The organism is Citrobacter sp. Ce119 (genome assembly GCF_030334525.1).
In the GTDB taxonomy this organism is placed as follows: Bacteria; Pseudomonadota; Gammaproteobacteria; order Enterobacterales; family Enterobacteriaceae; genus Citrobacter; species Citrobacter europaeus.
In genome coordinates this window covers 711,900-727,245 of record NZ_JAOWDR010000060.1, presented here as the reverse complement: position 1 = coordinate 727,245, position 15,346 = coordinate 711,900, and the positions used below count along the sequence as shown (strand labels likewise).

At 50.7% G+C, this 15,346-nt stretch carries 20 protein-coding genes and 1 tRNA gene; 14 read left to right on the top strand and 7 right to left on the bottom strand.

What is annotated here, in order from left to right; translation table 11 throughout:
* Positions 1-11 precede the first annotated feature (11 nt).
* The 10 genes from fliJ to rcsA all read left to right on the top strand — a co-directional run bounded on the left by fliJ (position 12) and on the right by rcsA (position 6,756).
* A complete protein-coding gene (gene fliJ, locus OGV80_RS23655) occupies positions 12-455 on the top strand; it encodes a flagellar export protein FliJ (RefSeq protein ID WP_003839084.1) in 444 nt (147 codons plus the stop codon).
* Positions 452-1,666, top strand: a complete 1,215-nt coding sequence (gene fliK / locus OGV80_RS23650) for a flagellar hook length control protein FliK (RefSeq protein ID WP_087052590.1) — start codon at positions 452-454, stop codon at positions 1,664-1,666. The genes fliJ and fliK overlap by 4 nt, the downstream gene beginning before the upstream one ends.
* Before the next feature lie 104 nt (positions 1,667-1,770).
* Positions 1,771-2,238 carry a flagellar basal body-associated protein FliL gene (gene fliL / locus OGV80_RS23645; protein WP_003030435.1) on the top strand — a complete coding sequence of 156 codons (468 nt, stop codon included), beginning with the start codon at positions 1,771-1,773 and terminating at the stop codon, positions 2,236-2,238.
* Positions 2,239-2,242: 4 nt separating this feature from the next.
* Positions 2,243-3,247, top strand: coding sequence for a flagellar motor switch protein FliM (fliM, locus tag OGV80_RS23640; protein WP_003030434.1), 1,005 nt, complete (start codon positions 2,243-2,245; stop codon positions 3,245-3,247).
* Positions 3,244-3,657, top strand: a complete 414-nt coding sequence (fliN, locus tag OGV80_RS23635) for a flagellar motor switch protein FliN (protein ID WP_003030433.1) — start codon at positions 3,244-3,246, stop codon at positions 3,655-3,657. Before fliM ends, fliN begins: the two co-directional genes overlap by 4 nt.
* Positions 3,658-3,659: 2 nt before the next feature.
* Positions 3,660-4,034, top strand: coding sequence for a flagellar biosynthetic protein FliO (fliO, locus tag OGV80_RS23630; protein ID WP_080624994.1), 375 nt, complete (start codon positions 3,660-3,662; stop codon positions 4,032-4,034).
* The gene (fliP, locus tag OGV80_RS23625) at positions 4,034-4,771 is read left to right on the top strand and encodes a flagellar type III secretion system pore protein FliP (protein ID WP_006684053.1); all 738 of its coding nucleotides are present in this window, start codon (positions 4,034-4,036) and stop codon (positions 4,769-4,771) included. The genes fliO and fliP overlap by 1 nt, the downstream gene beginning before the upstream one ends.
* 9 nt (positions 4,772-4,780) lie before the next feature.
* Positions 4,781-5,050 carry a flagellar biosynthesis protein FliQ gene (gene fliQ, locus OGV80_RS23620; RefSeq protein ID WP_003030425.1) on the top strand — a complete coding sequence of 90 codons (270 nt, stop codon included), beginning with the start codon at positions 4,781-4,783 and terminating at the stop codon, positions 5,048-5,050.
* Positions 5,051-5,058: 8 nt separating this feature from the next.
* Positions 5,059-5,844, top strand: a complete 786-nt coding sequence (gene fliR / locus OGV80_RS23615; RefSeq protein WP_286515823.1) for a flagellar biosynthetic protein FliR — start codon at positions 5,059-5,061, stop codon at positions 5,842-5,844.
* A gap of 288 nt (positions 5,845-6,132) precedes the next feature.
* On the top strand, positions 6,133-6,756 hold the full coding sequence (gene rcsA / locus OGV80_RS23610) for a transcriptional regulator RcsA (RefSeq protein ID WP_043016789.1): 624 nt from the start codon (positions 6,133-6,135) through the stop codon (positions 6,754-6,756).
* A gap of 51 nt (positions 6,757-6,807) precedes the next feature.
* Here the strand turns inward: rcsA and dsrB are convergent, their stop codons facing one another.
* Positions 6,808-6,996, bottom strand: a complete 189-nt coding sequence (dsrB, locus tag OGV80_RS23605) for a protein DsrB (RefSeq protein WP_003030419.1) — start codon at positions 6,994-6,996, stop codon at positions 6,808-6,810.
* A gap of 163 nt (positions 6,997-7,159) precedes the next feature.
* On the opposite strand from dsrB, the gene yodD reads away from it, so the two are divergent.
* Entirely contained in the window at positions 7,160-7,387 is a 228-nt protein-coding gene (gene yodD, locus OGV80_RS23600) for a YodD family peroxide/acid resistance protein (protein ID WP_003030417.1), read from the top strand.
* A 206-nt stretch (positions 7,388-7,593) separates the two neighbouring features.
* Here yodD and OGV80_RS23595 read toward each other — a convergent pair whose 3' ends face one another.
* Both OGV80_RS23595 and OGV80_RS23590 read right to left on the bottom strand, forming a co-directional pair.
* On the bottom strand, positions 7,594-7,776 hold the full coding sequence (locus tag OGV80_RS23595) for a YodC family protein (RefSeq protein WP_043016790.1): 183 nt from the start codon (positions 7,774-7,776) through the stop codon (positions 7,594-7,596).
* Between the two features lie 77 nt (positions 7,777-7,853).
* Positions 7,854-8,768 carry a DUF808 domain-containing protein gene (locus OGV80_RS23590; protein ID WP_200001030.1) on the bottom strand — a complete coding sequence of 305 codons (915 nt, stop codon included), beginning with the start codon at positions 8,766-8,768 and terminating at the stop codon, positions 7,854-7,856.
* 175 nt (positions 8,769-8,943) lie between these two features.
* Here OGV80_RS23590 and yedA point away from each other — a divergent pair, with 175 nt between their 5' ends.
* Positions 8,944-9,864: a drug/metabolite exporter YedA gene (yedA, locus tag OGV80_RS23585; RefSeq protein ID WP_075146000.1), complete on the top strand. Its 921-nt coding sequence runs from the start codon at positions 8,944-8,946 to the stop codon at positions 9,862-9,864.
* On the opposite strand, the gene OGV80_RS23580 is transcribed toward yedA, so the two are convergent.
* From OGV80_RS23580 to OGV80_RS23570, 3 genes are all read right to left on the bottom strand, one after another.
* A complete protein-coding gene (locus tag OGV80_RS23580) occupies positions 9,856-10,323 on the bottom strand; it encodes a very short patch repair endonuclease (RefSeq protein WP_043016793.1) in 468 nt (155 codons plus the stop codon). The genes yedA and OGV80_RS23580 overlap by 9 nt on opposite strands.
* Positions 10,304-11,734, bottom strand: coding sequence for a DNA cytosine methyltransferase (locus OGV80_RS23575; protein WP_200000812.1), 1,431 nt, complete (start codon positions 11,732-11,734; stop codon positions 10,304-10,306). The genes OGV80_RS23580 and OGV80_RS23575 overlap by 20 nt, the downstream gene beginning before the upstream one ends.
* Positions 11,735-11,810: 76 nt before the next feature.
* Positions 11,811-12,503 carry a phosphohydrolase gene (locus OGV80_RS23570; RefSeq protein ID WP_047410411.1) on the bottom strand — a complete coding sequence of 231 codons (693 nt, stop codon included), beginning with the start codon at positions 12,501-12,503 and terminating at the stop codon, positions 11,811-11,813.
* Between the two features lie 441 nt (positions 12,504-12,944).
* Between OGV80_RS23570 and ompC the strand changes: the two genes are divergently transcribed.
* Positions 12,945-14,147: a porin OmpC gene (ompC, locus tag OGV80_RS23565; protein WP_087052585.1), complete on the top strand. Its 1,203-nt coding sequence runs from the start codon at positions 12,945-12,947 to the stop codon at positions 14,145-14,147.
* A 169-nt stretch (positions 14,148-14,316) separates the two neighbouring features.
* On the opposite strand, the gene OGV80_RS23560 is transcribed toward ompC, so the two are convergent.
* Positions 14,317-14,406, bottom strand: a tRNA-Ser gene (locus OGV80_RS23560).
* 93 nt (positions 14,407-14,499) lie between these two features.
* On the opposite strand from OGV80_RS23560, the gene mtfA reads away from it, so the two are divergent.
* A complete protein-coding gene (gene mtfA, locus OGV80_RS23555; RefSeq protein ID WP_075145996.1) occupies positions 14,500-15,297 on the top strand; it encodes a DgsA anti-repressor MtfA in 798 nt (265 codons plus the stop codon).
* Positions 15,298-15,346: the final 49 nt, after the last annotated feature.

The following is a 15,346-nucleotide window of genomic DNA, read 5'->3' as shown; positions in this document are numbered from 1 at the left end:
GAGCATAGGTCATGGCACAACATGGTGCATTAGCAACATTGAAAGACCTGGCTGAAAAAGAGGTAGATGACGCCGCTGTCTTATTGGGAGAGATGCGTCGTGGCTGTCAGCAGGCGGAAGAGCAGTTGAAGATGCTGATCGATTATCAGCATGAGTATCGCAACAATCTTAACACTGACATGGGTCAGGGTATTACCAGCAATCGCTGGATCAATTACCAGCAATTTATTCAGACGCTGGAAAAAGCCATTGAGCAACATCGCCAACAGCTCAATCAATGGACGCAGAAAGTGGACCAGGCTTTGAACAGTTGGCGTGATAAAAAACAACGTTTACAGGCATGGCAGACTCTGCAGGACAGACAAACCTCGGCGGCATTGCTGGCTGAAAACCGCCTGGATCAGAAAAAAATGGATGAATTTGCTCAGCGCGCAGCTATGAGGAAACCCGAATGATTACTTTACCCCAACTGATTACCACCGACACCGACGTAGCCGCAGGTCTTCAGTCTGGCAAAGCGGTAGATTCAGCCGAGGATTTTTTAGCGCTGCTGGCTGGCGCATTAGGTGCGGGCGACGCACAGGGTAAAGACGCCCCGCTGTCGCTTGCCGACTTACAGGCGGCCGGTAGCAAACTGCAAAAAGGGTTGCTGCAAAAAAATGGCGATCCAACCCCGTCGCTCAAGTTATCCGAGCTGCTGGCGCAAAAAGAGATGCAAACCGATGCGTCTCTTGCTGACATGACAGACGCTCAGCAACTGTTGTCAGCCCTCACGCCCTCCTTGAAAGCTAATGCCCTGACAACACTGGGCAAAGTCGCTCAGCAGGATGAAAAAACCACCACGCTCAGCGATGACGATCTCGCCAGCCTGAGCGCGTTGTTCGCCATGCTGCCAGGACAACCACTGGCTACGCCTGCCATCGACAGCGCGCCAGTCCCAGTTGATGCCGCACTTTCGGCGTTGTCACGCGGCACGGTACACGGCGCTATCGCCGATAACGCGGGCGAATTGCTGCCCGGTGATGCCAAAAAAGGCAAAGCGGATATTGCCAATCCTGGCAGCAGCCTGGATCAGACAAACAATCCGACGCTAACCCCGTTGACGGCAGCAGCGACGACCAAAGCGGAAATTGACAGTTCCCCTTCGCCAACCAGCGTTGGCGTTACGGCGGCTCCGTTAAGTAGCCCGCAACCCCATGCTCAGCCGTTACCGACCGCCGCCCCCGTGCTCAGCGCCCCATTGGGTAGCCACGAATGGCAGCAATCTCTGAGCCAGCACGTCACGCTGTTTACGCGTCAGGGTCAGCAAAGCGCAGAACTGCGCCTGCATCCACAGGATCTCGGCCAGGTGCATATTTCCCTCAAGCTGGATGACAACCTCGCGCAGCTGCAAATGGTATCGCCACACAGTCACGTACGTGCTGCGCTGGAAGCCGCGTTACCGATGCTGCGTACGCAGTTGGCTGAAAGCGGGATCCAGCTTGGGCAAAGCAGTATCAGTAGTGAAAGCTTTGCCGGCAATCAGCAGTCTTCCGGGCAGCAACAGCAGACGGGTCGCGCTCAGGGACAAGACATTTTTGCCGCTGAGGATGACGCCGTACTGGCTACGCCAGCCTCACTGCAAGCCGCAGCTCGCGGTGATGGAGCAGTAGACATCTTCGCCTAACGCCAGAGGTAGCATGATTATCCGCGTCTTTTCCACGCTTTGTCGTGGACAGGACACGGGATAATCAGCCCATAAGCTGTACCGAAACAGGAAGCCCGTATCTGATGACTGACTCCGCGATTAACAAAAAAAGTAAACGCGCTATTTGGATCCCTCTGCTGGTATTAATTACCCTCGCCGCCTGCGCAACTGCGGGGTATAGCTACTGGCGCATGCAGCAGCAGCCGTCCGCCAGCGTCAAAGCGGAACCGGCTCCACCGCCAGCCCCGGTATTCTTCGCGCTGGATACCTTTACCGTCAATCTGGGTGATGCGGACCGTGTACTGTATATCGGTATCACACTGCGTATGAAAGACGAGGCGACGCGTTCACGTCTTAACGAATATCTGCCGGAAGTACGCAGCCGTTTGCTGCTGCTGTTTTCCCGCCAGAACGCGGCTACGCTCGCCACCGAAGAAGGTAAGCAACAGTTGATTACCGCCATCAAAGAGACGCTCGCGACTCCGCTCGTTGTTGGTCAACCCAAACAGGTTGTCACCGACGTTCTTTATACAGCTTTTATTCTGCGGTAAAGACATGGGCGACAGTATTCTTTCTCAGGCTGAAATCGACGCATTGCTTAACGGCGATAGCGAAACTAAAGACGAACCCATTTCCGGTATCGCAAAAGAAAGCGATATTCGTCCTTACGATCCCAACACCCAGCGCCGCGTAGTACGTGAGCGTTTACAGGCGCTGGAGATTATTAACGAACGCTTCGCGCGCCAGTTCCGTATGGGATTATTTAACCTGTTGCGCCGTAGCCCGGATATTACCGTGGGTGCGATCCGTATCCAGCCATACCACGAGTTTGCGCGTAACTTACCGGTTCCGACCAACCTGAACTTAATCCACCTGAAGCCGCTGCGCGGTACGGGTCTGGTGGTGTTCTCACCGAGTCTGGTATTTATCGCCGTTGATAACCTGTTCGGCGGTGATGGACGCTTCCCGACGAAAGTTGAAGGTCGGGAATTTACCCATACCGAACAGCGCGTTATCAACCGCATGCTGAAGCTGGCGCTGGAAAGCTACAGCGACGCGTGGAAGGCCATCAATCCGCTGGAAGTGGAATACGTTCGTTCCGAGATGCAGGTGAAATTTACCAATATCACCACCTCTCCTAACGACATCGTGGTGAATACTCCGTTCCACGTTGAAATTGGCAACCTGACCGGTGAATTTAACATCTGTCTGCCATTCAGCATGATTGAACCGTTGCGTGAGCTGCTGGTGAACCCGCCGCTGGAAAACTCGCGTAATGAAGATCAGAACTGGCGCAATAATCTGGTGCGTCAGGTTCAGCATTCTGAACTGGAGCTGGTGGCAAACTTTGCCGACATTCCGCTGCGGCTATCCCAGATTTTAAAACTGAAACCCGGCGATGTACTGCCGATTGAAAAACCCGACCGCATTATTGCTCATGTGGACGGCGTGCCTGTACTGACCAGCCAGTATGGCACCGTAAACGGTCAGTATGCGTTACGCGTAGAACATCTGATAAACCCGATTTTGAATTCGCTGAATGAGGAACAGCCCAAATGAGTGATATGAATAATCCGTCCGATGAGAACACTGGCGCATTGGACGATCTGTGGGCTGACGCGTTAAACGAGCAAAAAACCACGCCCACCAAAAGTGCGGCCGATGCGGTATTCCAGCAGTTAGGTGGCGGCGACGTCAGCGGTGCTTTGCAGGACATCGATCTGATCATGGACATTCCGGTCAAACTGACCGTCGAATTGGGCCGTACCCGCATGACCATCAAAGAACTGCTGCGTCTGACGCAGGGTTCGGTCGTCGCATTGGATGGTCTGGCTGGCGAGCCGCTGGATATCCTGATCAACGGTTACCTGATTGCCCAGGGTGAAGTGGTGGTGGTCGCAGATAAATACGGCGTTCGTATCACCGACATTATTACCCCATCAGAACGCATGCGCCGTCTGAGCCGTTAAGCATGAATACCCAGGCGACAGTTTCTCAGCCAGCCGCCGTACCCGGCTCACCGCTGGTACAGGTAAGCGGCGCGCTGTTTGGGATCATCGTATTGATCCTGGCTGCGGCCTGGGTCATTAAGCGTCTGGGGTTTGCCCCCAAAAGCGCTGGTACGCGCGGACTGAAAGTTACTGCGAGCACCTCACTGGGTCCACGTGAGCGCGTGGTGATTGTTGAGGTTGAAGATGCGCGCCTGGTGCTGGGCGTCACGGCCTCGCAAATTAACGTATTGCACACCCTGCCCGCGGCGCCTGCCGAGGCAGAAGAAAAACCGGCCTCCCCCGCGGATTTCCAGGCCATGATGAAGAGTTTGCTCAAGCGTCCTGGGAGATCCTGATGCGCCGTTTGTTATCCATCACGCTGGCAGGCTTATGGCTTTTCAGCCCTGTTGCCCTCGCTCAGCTTCCGGGACTGGTAAGCCAGCCGTTGCCAGGCGGCGGACAAAGCTGGTCTTTGCCAGTGCAAACGCTGGTGTTTATCACCTCGCTGACATTCCTGCCCGCCATTTTATTGATGATGACCAGCTTCACCCGCATCATCATCGTTTTCGGCCTGTTACGAAATGCGCTGGGAACACCTTCTGCACCGCCGAACCAGGTGCTACTGGGGCTGGCGCTATTTTTGACCTTTTTCATCATGTCGCCAGTAATCGACAAAATTTACGTCGACGCGTATCAACCGTTCAGTGAAGAGAAGATCTCCATGCAGGAAGCCATGGAGAAAGGCGCACAGCCGCTGCGTGAGTTTATGCTACGCCAAACCCGTGAAGCGGATCTGGCGCTGTTCGCTCGTCTGGCAAACAGCGGCCCTCTGCAAGGACCAGAAGCCGTACCGATGCGAATTTTGCTTCCGGCCTATGTCACCAGCGAGCTGAAAACGGCATTCCAGATAGGTTTTACTATTTTTATTCCGTTTTTGATTATCGACCTGGTCATCGCCAGCGTGCTGATGGCGCTCGGGATGATGATGGTCCCCCCGGCCACGATCGCGCTGCCGTTCAAGCTGATGCTGTTTGTGTTGGTAGATGGTTGGCAGCTGCTTGTCGGCTCGCTGGCACAAAGCTTTTACAGTTAGAGGCGCGAAATGACTCCTGAATCGGTCATGATGATGGGCACAGAGGCGATGAAGGTCGCCCTGGCCCTTGCCGCGCCGTTGCTGTTGGTCGCCCTCGTCACAGGTCTTATCATCAGTATTTTGCAGGCGGCGACCCAGATTAATGAAATGACGCTGTCCTTCATTCCCAAAATTGTCGCGGTGTTTATTGCCATCATTGTTGCCGGACCGTGGATGCTTAACCTGCTGCTCGACTACGTACGTACGCTGTTCAGCAATATCCCCTATATCATCGGGTAGATGACATTATGCTGCAGGTGACCAGCGTTGAATGGCTCCACTGGCTAAACCTTTACTTCTGGCCTTTGCTGCGCATACTGGCGCTCATCTCAACGGCCCCTATTCTCAGCGAGCGCGCCATCCCCAAACGGGTAAAACTGGGGCTTGGATTAATGATAACCGTCGTTATCGCCCCATCGATTCCCCCCGTAGACGTCCCTATCTTTTCTGTTGGCGCGCTATGGCAGGCAATGCAACAAATCCTGATCGGCATCGCCATAGGCTTCACCATGCAGTTTGCATTTGCGGCAGTACGAACCGCCGGGGAATTGATCGGCCTCCAAATGGGTCTCTCCTTCGCAACCTTCTTCGACCCCGGCAGCCGTCTGAACATGCCGGTGCTGGCACGCCTGATCGACATGCTCGCCATGCTGTTGTTCCTGACGTTTAACGGTCATTTATGGCTTATTTCACTGCTGGTGGATACCTTTCATACCTTGCCAATCGGCGGCAATCCGGTGAACAGCAATGCGTTTCTCGCGCTGGCGCGGGCGGGTAGTCTGCTTTTCCTCAACGGTCTAATGCTGGCCCTGCCGATAATGACGCTGCTACTCACACTGAACCTCGCACTCGGTTTGTTAAATCGTATGGCCCCCCAGCTGTCGATTTTCGTCATCGGCTTTCCACTCACCCTCACCGTGGGTATTTCATTAATGGCGGCGCTGATGCCATTAATTGCGCCATTCTGCGAACGATTATTCAGCGAAATTTTTAATTTATTGGCTGATATTGTCAGCGAAATGCCCGGAAAATAATAACCCTTATTTTTTATCCTGTTTTACTAAGGATTGTCCTAAATTTAAAAAGTGACAACATCCACCAGGATATCTCTGTCGCGGTTTATTTGTTTTTGCCTCACTCACATAACGCAACATTTACTTTACTTTAAGATGTTTCCTGGCAAATTATACGCAACTTTACGGGATAGTAATTTCGCCTGAAAAACAGCGAAAGCGTCATCTTGGGTCGTTATTATTCCGTTTAGTTGTGATGAAATAATCAGGTAAGGGGAATTATCGTTACGCATTGAGTGAGGGTATGCCATGTCAACGATTATTATGGATTTATGCAGTTACACCCGGCTAGGGTTGACCGGATATCTGGTAAGTCGGGGGGTGAAAAAAAGGGAAATCAACAACATTTCCAACGTTGATGAACTCAGTCTCGCCTGTGTCTCTCAACAGCCCGCTGTGGTGTTTATTAATGAGGACTGCTTTATCCACGATCCTGCTAATAGCCAGCAAATAAAGCAAATCATTAATCAACATCCCGGTACATTATTTATTGTGTTTATGGCAATTGCCAACGTACATTTTGATGAATATCTATTAGTAAGAAAAAATTTATTGATTAGTTCTAAGTCGATTAAACCAGATTCATTGGATACACTTCTTGGCGATATTCTGAAAAAGGAAGTGGATATTGTCATTGATGTTAATCTGCCGACACTGTCATTAAGCCGTACCGAGTCCAGCATGCTGCGCATGTGGATGGAGGGTCAGGGAACAATACAGATATCCGACCAAATGAATATCAAGGCCAAGACCGTGTCATCCCATAAGGGGAATATAAAACGAAAGATAAAGACGCATAATAAGCAAGTTATCTATCACGTTGTTCGACTCACGGATAATGTCACCAATGGTATCTTTGTGAATATGCGCTAAAACGTTCTGACTGGTGGTGAATCCACCAGTCAGAATCACTGCAGAACGGGTTTACTCCACTTTTTCCACAAAGATACCATCCTGATGACCTGACTCATTAAAGAACCAGATACCGAGCGGGTAGTCTTCCAGCGAAACCAGGTACATAGTGCCTTCACTAAACTCTTCAATAGCCAGTACCACGCCCGGTCGACGAGGACCGCCGTCCGTTTTGACTGTGACCCGATCATTCACCTTCATAGTTTTCCTCCTGTGGCTTTGTGCCAGTGTAGAACAATTTCCTTTTTCTGGCAGCGCCTGGCTCGTGCGATTGCGGGTTTTATCGACGGTCTATACTTAAGTTGTGCGTATCTGATGTCCGGATACGCTCCCCCGGTATCCTTAACGGTTGAGAGGTATGAGGATGAAAACCGCGAAAGAGTACAGCGATACGGCCAAGCGTGAAGTCAGCGTCGATGTGGACGCGCTGCTGAAGGCAATCAACGAAATCTGCGAGAGTGAAATTCATCGCAGCCAGGATGACCCGGAACGCGTCAGCGTCGACGGGCGTGATTACCATACATGGCATGAACTGGCCGACGCATTCGAGCTTGATATCCATGATTTTAGCGTGTCGGAAATCAATCGCTGACTGAGGGCGAAAAAAATCCCGGCCCTTATCGGGTCGGGATCAAACTTGCTTATGCAAGAAGCACTTGAAAATTCGTTACACCAGGAAATCTGATGTGAAACAAACCTTATCTGCAATTTTTTTGCCTGACAAGTAAATAATTCTCACTAAAATGATAAATATAACTAATGGTTGAGAGATCGCCCGGTTACGCGCAAGCCAGATGTTCAGGGATCCTGGCACAGCTTTCTGCGCTCGCCCGGCACCAGTTCATCTTCACGGAATGCTTCCCGTTTGACGCCAAAGCCGTCGTACCAGCGACACTCCACCATTCCGCTGGCATATCCGGTAACGATCATGCGTGGGCCACCCTCTTTTGAGGTGACTTCCTCACTGACAGAAAAGACCATACCTGCCTCCTGTATCAAGAGAAACCTTTACACCTTAGACGACAAAGAGGCGTTTTGCGTAATCAACCCTGCGACATTTAGTGCGAAACTCCGCGCAGTCTGGCAACAGCTTTCACCAGCAGCACGACTATCCCGCCAATGATAAAACCAAGCACCAGATTCAGCAGGGTTGGAAGCATCAGCGCAATCAATGCACTTTGCTGTTGGGAAAAATGTTCAATCGCATGATGCAATGGTGATATTCCATGCACCACAATTCCGCCGCCGACCAAAAACATCGCCAGCGTGCCGACCACGGAAAGTGTTTTCATCAGCCAGGGGGCAACGACCAGCAATCCTTTACCCAGCGACTGGGCAAGCGCGCTACCTTTTTCTGCCAGCCAGTACCCAATATCATCGAGCTTAACGATAATCCCGACCAGACCATAGACCCCCACGGTCACCACTAACGCGATGCCCGATAACACCAATACCTGATTCAACAATGGCGCATCCGCTACGATCCCCAGCGTAATCGCGACAATCTCAGCAGATAAAATAAAGTCGGTACGTATCGCCCCTTTGATTTTATCCTTCTCAAAGGTGAGCGGATCCTGCGCCGCCAAAGATGTCAGACGCTGCTGACGTTCTTCCGGAGTTTCTTTGTGTTTACGCGCTTCCAGGGTATGGAGAACTTTTTCCACACCTTCAAAACAGAGAAACGCCCCGCCTACCATTAATAAGGGGGTAATCGCCCAGGGAATGAAAGCGCTTATCAATAGCGCCAACGGCACAAGGATAACTTTGTTAACAAACGATCCCTTCGCCACGCTCCAGACCACCGGGAGTTCGCGATTCGCCCGCACGCCCGACACCTGCTGCGCGTTAAGCGACAGGTCATCTCCCAGTACGCCCGCGGTTTTTTTCGCGGCCAGTTTTCCCATGACGGAGATATCATCCAGCAGCGTGGCGATATCATCGAGTAAGGTCAATAAGCTACTTCCTGCCAAAATTTTTACCCTCAATATTATTTTTTTGCAGTCATAAGTATGAAGTAAAACACGCAATGCTGAAACTGACCTTTCTGGTCAACAAATTTTTAACATCGGCAGGTAATTATAAATCTCGCCAGCAAGATAGTTTTAACGTTTACTATGTTGCACCTTTTTATTTCCACCGTGAGGGATTATGCGTTTCAGGCAATTGCTACCGCTTTTCAGTGCGCTTTTCGCGCTGTACATCATTTGGGGTTCCACGTACTTCGTTATTCGCATTGGCGTTGAAAGCTGGCCGCCGTTGATGATGGCTGGCGTTCGTTTTCTCTCTGCGGGAATTTTGTTAACCGCATTCTTACTTATTCGCGGACATAAGCTGCCGCCTCTGCGTCAGCTTTTGAACGCCGCGTTAATTGGTATCCTGCTGCTGGCTGTAGGTAACGGACTGGTGACTGTCGCTGAGCATCAAAACGTGCCTTCCGGTATTGCCGCCGTAGTGGTCGCCACCGTGCCGCTGTTTACGCTGTGCTTTAGCCACTTTTTTGGCATTAAAACGCGCAAGCTGGAGTGGATGGGGATCGCAATTGGACTCGCTGGGATCATCATGCTGAACAGCGGAGGTAATTTGAGTGGTAATCCGTGGGGCGCTGTTTTAATCCTGATAGGTTCAATGAGCTGGGCATTTGGATCGGTGTACGGTTCACGCATAACGCTACCCGTTGGCATGATGGCCGGGGCCATTGAAATGTTAGCCGCCGGTATTGTGCTGATGTGCGCCTCGTTGCTTTCCGGGGAAAAGTTGACCACTATGCCAACATTTTCAGGCTTTATGGCGGTCGCCTATCTGGCCCTGTTTGGTTCTATTATTGCCATTAACGCGTATATGTACCTGATCCGCAACGTCAGTCCGGCATTAGCCACCAGCTATGCCTACGTGAACCCGGTTGTCGCCGTATTGTTAGGTACCGGTCTGGGAGGAGAAAGCCTGGCGCCCATCGAATGGCTGGCGCTTGGCGTGATTGTATTTGCGGTAGTACTGGTCACGCTCGGTAAATACTTATTTCCCGCTAAAGCGGACGCCGTTGTGACCCCGTCGGAAAAGACGTTACAGTAAATGAATACCGAGAGTGTCGATCTGCGCGCTGGCGCCACCACCGCAGATCCACTCGATAACACGTTCGGATAACGCGTCATCCCCCAGCTTTTCGCGCCCACGCAGGGCGCACTCCCAGACAATCAGTACACGCCAGCCCAGCGCCTGCAACATTTCACCGTCCCGCGCGTCACGCTGGACATTTTTGCCAATTTTTTCCAGCCAGAATTCCGTTCGTGTTGCGGGGACTTTAAATAGATAGCAGTGGTGATGATGCCAGAAACAACCGTGGGTAAAAATCACACAACGATAATCATCGACCACGAAATCGGGGCGACCGGGTAACGTCGCATCCTGCACGCGAAACGTTACCCCCTGCTCTGTCAGCAAGCTGGCAAGGCGTTTTTCAATGGCAGTATCGCGGGTGGCTATCGCCCGCATATTTTTACTGCGCGTTGCCTTATCGTGAACGTCTGCCACGCAGGTTCTCTTTCTCGCGAATAGCGACCGCCTGTTTGATTTTTGGCTCCAGCAGCCTGGCGACCGCCGCAAACGCCGGGACGACCACCGAGTTACCAAACTGACGATATGCCTGCGTGTCCGACACCGGGATCCTGAACTGATAACCCTGAGGTGATTCGAACCCCATCAGACGCGCGCACTCTCTGGGCGTCAACCTGCGAGGACGGTGTCGCTGATTGTGCGGATCATCAAAATCCTTTTCACCCAGCGCCAGATCCCAGCCGCGGTCGATCAAGATCTCCGCCCCATCTTTATAGTAACGCGCCGATAATGTACGCGTTACGCAATCGGGATTGCCGGGATACACCATGCCATAGCCAAACCCATTCCCCCGCGCCTGATGCTTTTTCGCATAGCGATACAGATATTTCCACAGCACCGGCGTCAACACATATTTTGCATCAACGGTCGGCTCAAGCAGCTCCGCCAGCGTAGTGCGCCGCTGAGGATAGCGGGAGATAATATCGCGCAGCGTGAAGTCTGATTTCAGATTTAGATCGCGGCGAAAGCCGACGAGCACAATACGTTCGCGATGCTGAGGCAAGAAATGTTGCCCGTCGATAATTTTCGGATCGTCCGGTCCGTTATCGTCTGCATCCGCCACGTCATAACCCAGCTCGTCCAGCGTTTGCATAATGATGCGGAAAGTTTTTCCCTGATCGTGGCTCTTCAGGTTTTTGACGTTTTCGAGCACAAATATTGCTGGCCGACGCGCATTGATGATGCGCACCACGTCAAAAAAAAGTGTGCCCTGCGTGTCGCAGGCGAAGCCATGAGCACGACCTAACGCGTTTTTCTTTGATACGCCGGCCAGTGAGAATGGCTGACAAGGAAACCCCGCCAACAGCACATCATGCTGAGGAACATGCTGGCGAATATGTTCTGCCGCCTGCTGGTCGCTCACCCCATCATGATGACTGAGGGTGATATCGCGAATATCTTCATTAAAATGGTGCTGGTGAGGATCGCAGTAGTGATTCGCTTTGTAGGTACGCACCGCATGCTTGTTCCACTCACTGGTGAACACACACTGCCCGCCAATCGCCTCAAAGCCGCGACGAATGCCGCCAATACCGGCAAAAAGATCGATAAAGCGAAAAGCATAATGTGGATGATGCGCAGGCGGCGTCGGCAGCAAGGCTTTCAGATGAGCCAGCTCGCCATCGCTGAGACGATGCCATGTCTCATTGGCGACAACTCGCTTAAAGATGGCCGGACTCCAGCGGTTCTCGCCAACACCATTCAGATGAGCAACCAGCGTTTTCACGTCATAAATTTCAAGCAACTTCGCCAAAATCACCTGTGCGGCGGCGTCGTTATCATCTGTCATCGGGTTCATGGAGCCTGCTACTGAAAAATTATCCTGCATACATTTAACCGGCCGAAATGGATAACCGACAGATTAACATAAAATAGCGCGGTTGACGTTGCGGCTGTACTGGCAACTAACGCGCTATAAGGGGTTGAATCGCGTCAAGATCCAGCATTTCATATTCTCCTTTTAACTCCGCACTCAGTTTCGCCATGTACGTCAATAAGAAGTCAGCATTATGTTGCGCCAAATGCCGGCCTTGCGCGGTTTGCATCGTTAGCGGCAGCGTCAACAGTTTGGTCTGGAAGTGATCGAGCGCGTACTGTTTATCATCAAGATTACGCTGCCTGGCAAACGGATCTTCCGCATCAAACAGCGCCACGCCTAACGCCCCGGACACGGCAAATACACGCGCTAAACCAATCGCCCCCAGCGCCTCAAGCCGGTCAGCATCCTGCACAATTTTGGCCTCAAGGGTTTCTGGTACAATTTTGGCGCTGAAACTGTGCGCCTCAATGGCATGGCACACGGCAGGTAATCGTTGGTGTGGAAAGTCAGGGAAATCGTGCATCAAAACGCGACGTGTTTCCTGGGCTGCCATTACCGATGAACGATGACGATCGGGATGATTCTTCGGCAAACTGACGAGATCATGGAAGTAGCATGCCGTCAGCACCACCAGCCAGTCTACGGTCGCATCCGTGCTCAGCTTTTGAGCCGTCTTCCACACACGCCGAAAATGAAAGATGTCGTGAGCAGCGTCGTGCCCTGAATGATTTTCACGCAACCAGGCTTCAAATTTCGACTGCCAGTCATGTCGCTCCATACTCTCACTCTTCGCAAAAAGAAAACCACCTTAGCAACAATTCTCATATCAGACTACCGCCAACCCTGCATATCACCACCATATATTATTTTATGATAGTCATACTTTCTACAAATGTATAATCACCATTAGTCTTGACGAGCAGATAAATTATAAATATGACAGAAAAATAAATAACAAATATCAATAATATATATTTAACAATAAAAATAAACATAAAACATAACTCAATGATAGCAAAGCATTTATCATAAAAATAAAATCATGATAAACATACAATATTAATGATGATAATGCGCTGGTGACATATTTTGAAATATCTTAAATACATTTGTTACATGTTATATTTTAAATTAAATGAACTTCATAGATAGTATCCAAATGTAGTCTTTCAAATAGTGTTACATATTCATTTTAATTATTATATAAAGGGAATACATAATGAAAAGAAAAGTACTGGCACTGCTTCTCCCTGCTTTATTAGCTGCAGGCGCAGCTAATGCGGCTGAAATTTATAATAAGAACGGCAATAAACTGGATCTGTACGGTAAAGTCGATGGTCTGCGTTATTTCTCTGACGATGCAGGCAGCGATGGCGACATGTCCTATGCACGTCTGGGTTTCAAAGGCGAAACGCAGATCAATGATATGCTGACTGGTTATGGTCAGTGGGAATATAACATTCAGGCCAACGGCACCGAAGGTGATAAAGGCGATTCCTGGACTCGTCTGGCTTTCGCTGGCTTAGGATTTGGTGAGAACGGCACCTTCGATTACGGTCGTAACTATGGCGTCGTCTATGACGTAGAAGCCTGGACCGACATGCTGCCAGAATTTGGTGGCGATACTTACACCCAGACCGACGTGTACATGACCGGTCGTGCTAACGGCGTTGCCACCTATCGCAATAAAGGCTTCTTTGGTCAGGTTGATGGTCTGAACTTCGCCCTGCAGTATCAGGGTAATAACGAAGGTAGCAGCTTAGGTCAGGAAGGTTCCGGTAACAGCACTAACCGTAAACTGGCGAAAGAAAACGGCGACGGCTTCGGTATGTCTACCTCCTATGACTTCGACTTCGGTTTAAGCCTGGGTGCGGCGTACTCCAGTTCCGATCGTACTAACGAGCAAGTTGCAGCTGGCCGCGGCGATCGTAGCTATACCGATAAATATGCTGGTGGCGAAACAGCGGATGCCTGGACTATTGGCGCGAAATATGACGCTAACAACGTGTATCTGGCTGCTATGTACGCAGAAACCCGTAACATGACAGCATACGGCAGCGGCTCTTATAAGAATGCTGCAGGGGAAGATGTTGCGAAAGGCGGTATCGCCAACAAAACGCAAAACTTTGAAGTCACTGCTCAATACCAGTTTGACTTTGGCCTGCGTCCTGCGGTTTCTTTCCTGATGTCTAAAGGTGTTGATTTAGGCGGCTGGGATCGCGACAGCAATGGCAATTACCGCTACACCGACAAAGATCTGGTCAAATATGTTGATGTGGGTATGACTTACTACTTCAACAAAAACATGTCCACCTATGTTGATTATAAAATCAACCTGCTGGATGAAGACGACAGCTTCTACTCTGATAACGGTATCGCGACAGACGACATCGTTGCCGTTGGTTTAGTCTATCAGTTCTAATTGATGCACAAACGCGCAAGCCCGCTTCATATGAAGCGGGCTTTTTATTTATATGAAACGTATTTTTTTACCGCACGGGCATGACAACGATAAACTTGTGAGGATACTCAAAGAAAAAAACATCCGTGAGAACTGTCGTTGAAAGCAAGGCGTGCAAGTGCTTGAATAGTGGCGGAGAGAGGGGGATTTGAACCCCCGGTAGAGTTACCCCTACTCCGGTTTTCGAGACCGGTCCATTCAGCCGCTCTGGCATCTCTCCGTTTTGGCGGTTGCCATGATGCCAGGTAATTTGGCATTTTAACAGACCCAGTTCCGTCAATTTCGTTCAAGTGACGAGTTTGCGAGCAAAACGATGATTAAGTGGCCCTGGAAAGAACAAGAAACAACCCGGAGTGACGACTGGCCGTGGGACGACGCCATGGCTATTCCCCTTTTGGTTAATCTCACCGAGCAAGAACAAGCCAGACTTGTCGCCCTGGCAGAACGCTTTTTACAGCAAAAAAGAATGGTCGCTCTTCAGGGATTTGAGCTGGACCCGCTAAAAAGTGCGCGCATTGCTCTGCTGTTTTGCTTACCTGTTCTGGAACTGGGGATTGAGTGGCTCGACGGGTTTCATGAAGTTCTCATCTACCCTGCCCCGTTTGTCGTAGACGATGAATGGGAAGACGATATTGGGCTGGTGCATAACCAACGCGTTGTACAGTCCGGACAGAGCTGGCAACAAGGCCCAATAATCCTCAACTGGCTTGATATTCAAGATTCCTTTGACGCCTCCGGCTTTAATCTGATCATCCATGAAGTGGCACACAAGCTTGATATGCGTAATGGCGATCGTGCCAGCGGTGTTCCGGCAATCCCCCTGCGCGACATCGCCGGTTGGGAACATGACCTGCATGCCGCAATGAACAATATTCAGGATGAGATCGATCTGGTTGGAGAAACGGCCTGCAGTATAGATGCCTACGCAGCGACCGATCCTGCAGAATGCTTTGCCGTGTTATCCGAGTATTTTTTCAGCGCGCCTGAATTATTTGCTCCGCGTTTTCCTGCCTTATGGCAGCGTTTCATCCAGTTTTATCGCCAGAACCCCATGGAACGGTTACGCGATACCCGGGGAGACGACGATTATCGCTCACCAAATGCGCATTAACACTGAATTTGAAGATTAATTAACCAATTGAAATGACGCGCTAATTTTA

Bases quoted from the DNA above. Each gene is read 5' to 3' on its own strand.
- fliJ (WP_003839084.1), top strand. From the start codon at position 12: ATGGCACAACATGGTGCATTAGCAACATTGAAAGACCTGGCTGAAAAA.
- fliK (WP_087052590.1), top strand. From the start codon at position 452: ATGATTACTTTACCCCAACTGATTACCACCGACACCGACGTAGCCGCA.
- fliL (WP_003030435.1), top strand. From the start codon at position 1,771: ATGACTGACTCCGCGATTAACAAAAAAAGTAAACGCGCTATTTGGATC.
- fliM (WP_003030434.1), top strand. From the start codon at position 2,243: ATGGGCGACAGTATTCTTTCTCAGGCTGAAATCGACGCATTGCTTAAC.
- fliN (WP_003030433.1), top strand. From the start codon at position 3,244: ATGAGTGATATGAATAATCCGTCCGATGAGAACACTGGCGCATTGGAC.
- fliO (WP_080624994.1), top strand. From the start codon at position 3,660: ATGAATACCCAGGCGACAGTTTCTCAGCCAGCCGCCGTACCCGGCTCA.
- fliP (WP_006684053.1), top strand. From the start codon at position 4,034: ATGCGCCGTTTGTTATCCATCACGCTGGCAGGCTTATGGCTTTTCAGC.
- fliQ (WP_003030425.1), top strand. From the start codon at position 4,781: ATGACTCCTGAATCGGTCATGATGATGGGCACAGAGGCGATGAAGGTC.
- fliR (WP_286515823.1), top strand. From the start codon at position 5,059: ATGCTGCAGGTGACCAGCGTTGAATGGCTCCACTGGCTAAACCTTTAC.
- rcsA (WP_043016789.1), top strand. From the start codon at position 6,133: ATGTCAACGATTATTATGGATTTATGCAGTTACACCCGGCTAGGGTTG.
- dsrB (WP_003030419.1), bottom strand. From the start codon at position 6,996: ATGAAGGTGAATGATCGGGTCACAGTCAAAACGGACGGCGGTCCTCGT.
- yodD (WP_003030417.1), top strand. From the start codon at position 7,160: ATGAAAACCGCGAAAGAGTACAGCGATACGGCCAAGCGTGAAGTCAGC.
- OGV80_RS23595 (WP_043016790.1), bottom strand. From the start codon at position 7,776: ATGGTCTTTTCTGTCAGTGAGGAAGTCACCTCAAAAGAGGGTGGCCCA.
- yedA (WP_075146000.1), top strand. From the start codon at position 8,944: ATGCGTTTCAGGCAATTGCTACCGCTTTTCAGTGCGCTTTTCGCGCTG.
- OGV80_RS23575 (WP_200000812.1), bottom strand. From the start codon at position 11,734: ATGCAGGATAATTTTTCAGTAGCAGGCTCCATGAACCCGATGACAGAT.
- OGV80_RS23570 (WP_047410411.1), bottom strand. From the start codon at position 12,503: ATGGAGCGACATGACTGGCAGTCGAAATTTGAAGCCTGGTTGCGTGAA.
- ompC (WP_087052585.1), top strand. From the start codon at position 12,945: ATGAAAAGAAAAGTACTGGCACTGCTTCTCCCTGCTTTATTAGCTGCA.
- mtfA (WP_075145996.1), top strand. From the start codon at position 14,500: ATGATTAAGTGGCCCTGGAAAGAACAAGAAACAACCCGGAGTGACGAC.